The 3,712-nt window shown below is 39.9% G+C and carries 4 protein-coding genes; all 4 read left to right on the top strand.

From position 1 onward, the window contains the following. A partial coding sequence (locus tag Q0X72_RS13330; protein WP_297766393.1) for a porin occupies positions 1-1,170 on the top strand: 1,170 nt, incomplete at its 5' end. 5 nt (positions 1,171-1,175) lie between these two features. Continuing rightward, the gene (locus Q0X72_RS13325) at positions 1,176-1,808 is read left to right on the top strand and encodes a hypothetical protein (RefSeq protein ID WP_297766392.1); all 633 of its coding nucleotides are present in this window, start codon (positions 1,176-1,178) and stop codon (positions 1,806-1,808) included. A gap of 89 nt (positions 1,809-1,897) precedes the next feature. Further along, positions 1,898-2,965, top strand: coding sequence for a magnesium/cobalt transporter CorA (corA, locus tag Q0X72_RS13320; RefSeq protein ID WP_297766391.1), 1,068 nt, complete (start codon positions 1,898-1,900; stop codon positions 2,963-2,965). 40 nt (positions 2,966-3,005) lie between these two features. Next, on the top strand, positions 3,006-3,712 hold a 707-nt coding region (locus tag Q0X72_RS13315; protein ID WP_297766389.1), incomplete at its 3' end, for a mechanosensitive ion channel domain-containing protein.

Raw genomic sequence — 3,712 nt, 5'->3', positions numbered from 1 at the left:
TCCTATCAAAATAATCGAAAATGGAATGTTTTCAGAACAAAACCTGTTACTGCGGTTTTGGGTGGGGCAATCCTGATGGAAAATACACGCTGGCTTTCTGATGACCCTGTAAACGAGGAACAAGTTGGCGATCTCAGTGAGTTTAAAGGAGGTTCTGTACGTGGATTTCGGGCAGGTTTGGGTGGTACATTTAATTTTAAAAGGCCCTGGACCTATCTCTTTACTTTTGGTACACGCGCCTTTGAGCGGGGCTTTAAAGAAGATGATCTGAACGAGTTTGTACTCTATGACTACCGCGTAGATATTCCTGTAGGTTCGGCTACATTAAGTGTGGGTAAAACCAAGGAAACGATCTCCATCTCAAGACTGTCAGCCATGATATATTTGCCTAGCCAACAGGAGCGCGCTTCCGTAGCAGATGGTCTTTTACCAGCCAGGAATATAGGGATCACTATCAACAACACCATCGCCAAACAACGAATGACATGGGCGGCCGGAGTATTTAATAACTGGATTGAAACTAATCGATCCTTTTCTGATAATCCCACCGTCTTTACAGGACGCATCACTGCGCTGCCTTACTTAACTGAAGACGAAAGTAATTTACTGCACCTGGGGATAGCAGGCAGGTATTCTAATGCGGCAGGAGGGATTTTCTACAAAACGAAAACTGAAATTTTTAGCGGTCCTGTTTCGGTTGATACTGACCTGATCGATGATGCGGAATCTACTTTTCATTATGGATTAGAAATGGCGTGGAGAAAAGGTCCCTTCATTCTTGTGGGTGAATATATCCAAGCTGATGTCCGCTCAACGACTTTTAATGATCCGGTCTTCAATGGTTACTATGTAGTCGCTTCTTATTCATTAACAGGGGAAATGCGCCCGTATAATAAACGCAGTGGTGTATTTAGAAGAGTAAATGTCGCTAATGGCATTAATACAGGAGGATGGGGTGCATTGGAAGTTTACAGTAGATGGTCATCTATTGATTTGACCGATCAGAGTATCGATGGCGGTCAAATGAATACTTTTTCGATAGGAATTAACTGGTATCCCGTCCCTGCCATTCAAGCCAATATAAACTACAGGTATTCTACCCTTGACCGTTTTGGGGAGGTTGGCTTTAACCACGGCACGGTTGGGCGTCTTGTTTTTATTTTAGAGTAATTATTATGAAAATTGTAAGAATTGTAATATTTCAGGTAATCGTTTGCTGCCTCTTTTACGGATCAATGCAAGCGCAGTCAAAGTTGAGGTCATGGAAAACAGATGAAGATTTTGATCCAGGTTTCAAAAAAATGCTGGTGATTGGGATGATCGAAAGTACCAGTTTCCGTTTGGAAACCGAGGAAGTCATTGTTAGCGAGGCAAGGAAAAACGATATCCAGGCAAGAATGGGAATTTTCAAGTTCCCCCCGGGATTGGGAAGTCCATTTGAGGACATGGCCAAAGTGAGAAATGGACTTATGGAGAAAGGATATGACGGCCTTTTGTCCGTTGCCATCTTCAGGATAAGTGCTAAGCGTTACATCCCGCCTGATAAGGTGTATGTACCAGTTGGTTACTATAGTCGTTTTGGGTCCTATTATAACAACAGTTATGCCGTCATTCGAACACCTGGTTACTTAACTACCGAAGATCAATTCTTCATTGAATGCAACTTATACAATTTAAAGGATGGAAAACTGATCTGGTCTGGAAGAACGTCTGCATTCCCTCAAAACACGTTGAGTTCCAGGATTACCAAATTCAGTAAACAACTTTTTAAGGAACTGAAGACCCAGGGAATTATCTCAAAAGATTAGCATAGACTATTGATAAACTATGGCGCCTTAAAATATGTCTAACACATTGATAAACAATATTATTATTGCAATAACTTAAACTATTGTATATGGCAAGATTTCTTAAAAAACAGTCTGCTACTGAGATAAAACCATTTGGCAAGCTCGGATTTGTGGGTACCCGGAAAATGGATCAGCCCCTTATTGAAGTATTCGATTTTTCAGAAAAAGAGATCGAACATAAGAAGGATGTTACCATTGAAGAGCTAGCCAGATACAAAGAAAGTAGTACGGTTAGCTGGATCAATATTTACGGCCTTCACGATACTGAGTTGATCAATCAGATCGGGCAGATCTTCGAACTTCATCCTATGTTGATAGATAAGATCACTAATACCGGGGATCGACCCTCTTTTGAAGATTACGATGATTATGTAGTACTGGTACTTAAAATGCTTCACCTGGATAAAAGCAACCTGACCATGCAATCAGAACATATTCTTTTTGCACTTTTTGACAATATTCTGATCACGTTTCAGGAAAACCAGGTAGATCCTTTTGGACCGATCCGGGAACGGTTGCAAAAAACAACAAATAGGATGCGTAAGGGGAATACGGACTATTTACTTTTTGCCATGATCAGGGCTATCACCAACCAATACACAAATTGTCTGGAGTATATTGGACAAAAAATAGAGAATATTGAGGATGAAATTTTCGGCCAACAGTCCAATGAGGTTCTCCAGGATTTGAATGATTACAATCTTGAGATAAACTATACATCCAAGATCATTCGACCGGCCAAGGAAGCTATCTTCGCACTTTGTAAGTCGGACAGTGAAATTATCTCACAGGAAAGTTCACAATACATCATAAACAATGTGCATGATGCCATTTGGATCGTTTCAGATTCTTGTGAAAGCTATCGAACCATGTTGCATGATCAATTGAATATTTATCATACTAATGTCGCGAACCGGCTTAATGAAATGTTTCGCGTATTGACCATCTTGAGTGTTATTTTCGTTCCACTAACCTTCATTGCTGGAATTTATGGTATGAACTTCGAGGCGATGCCTGAGTATTCTAAGCCATACGGATATTTTACAGTATGGGTCGTGATGATCATAATAGCCATCATTATGTTGTTCTATTTTAGAAGGAAAGGATGGTTGTGATCATGCTTTATTTTAATCATTCACTATAAATAAAAAGAAAATGTTTTATGAATTAAATAGTACTTCGTTATGGGAGAGTTTATTATCAAGTTTTATCAGTTGGTCGATCAATGTTGTACCCACATTGATCCTGGTCCTGTTTCTTTATCTCGTCGCAAAAAGGACACTTCGATTTACCACTGACAAGATACAGGTACGGCTCAAGGCCAAATATGAAAAAAAAGCGAAATTGGAAGAAAGCAAGAGGGTCAATACCTTAATTGGAATTGTGAAAGGTATTCTCAACATTGCTCTGGCCGCAATTTTTATGTTGATATTCCTTGAAGAGTTGGGAATAGACATTGCTCCACTTCTGGCTGGTGCGGGTATAATTGGATTGGCCGTGGGATTCGGTGCCCAGGAATTAGTTAGAGATTTTATTTCAGGCTTCTTCATGTTATTGGAAAATCAATTACGGGTAGGTGATATTGTTAAAATTAACGACACCAGGGGAGTTGTTGAAGGAATAGAACTCAGGACCATAACCTTAAGAGATGTTTCCGGAGTGGTCCACATATTCCAAAATGGGAAAATCAATTCATTGTCCAACATGACCAAAGGATGGTCCGGGGCTGTTTTTGACATTGGGGTGGCTTATAAAGAAAATACAGATCATGTGATAAATGTCATGAAAGAAGTGGCTGAAGATTTAAGAGGATCTGATGATTTCAAAGATCTTATGCTTGAACCAATGGAAGTATTTGGACT

The organism is uncultured Muriicola sp. (genome assembly GCF_947258935.1).
Taxonomy (GTDB): Bacteria; Bacteroidota; Bacteroidia; order Flavobacteriales; family Flavobacteriaceae; genus Muriicola.
Note: the sequence above shows the minus strand (reverse complement) of the source record. Positions and strands in the feature narration are given on the sequence as shown.